This is a genomic window from Pseudoalteromonas sp. MTN2-4 (assembly GCF_042848605.1).
Classification (GTDB): Bacteria; Pseudomonadota; Gammaproteobacteria; order Enterobacterales; family Alteromonadaceae; genus Pseudoalteromonas.
In genome coordinates this window covers 1-441 of record NZ_BTGK01000072.1, presented here as the reverse complement: position 1 = coordinate 441, position 441 = coordinate 1, and the positions used below count along the sequence as shown (strand labels likewise).

The 441-nt window shown below is 36.7% G+C and carries 1 protein-coding gene; it reads left to right on the top strand.

Annotated features, from left to right (window positions below; translation table 11 throughout):
- Positions 1 to 25 precede the first annotated feature (25 nt).
- Entirely contained in the window at positions 26 to 436 is a 411-nt protein-coding gene (locus ACGHEH_RS21770; RefSeq protein WP_390449899.1) for a hypothetical protein, read from the top strand.
- Positions 437 to 441 lie beyond the last annotated feature (5 nt).

The window sequence follows — 441 nt, the reverse complement described above, 5'->3', positions numbered from 1 at the left end:
GGCGTTAGGTGTTCAGATAGTCTAGATGGAATTTTTAGATTTAAGTGTTAAGTTACTAATGTTATTAACCATTGTATTTACACCGGTTTATTGCGTATACAAAAGTTACAGTTACTTGAAGTTGTATCTAATTTCTGCCTCACTTATCTCTTTGGCTATCATTTCAGGCGCTTATTGGCCTCACTTTTATACAGGTATGCGCCTTGATTTATTGGGATATGACCCTTTTGGTTTTTCAGAATGTGAAAGGTTGAAAAAGGTTGCACCTGAAATGCGCGGAATAGCCACTCAGCTTTATTGGTCAAACATGGGAGTTGGTTGGCCATTAAAAGCCCTGATTTGGATGGTTATTTTATTACCTTATCCTTCAATTGTTTGGCTGTTCAAATTCAGCTATAAGAAGTTAATGAACAAGTTTTGCGCCAAAAACACCTAACAAGG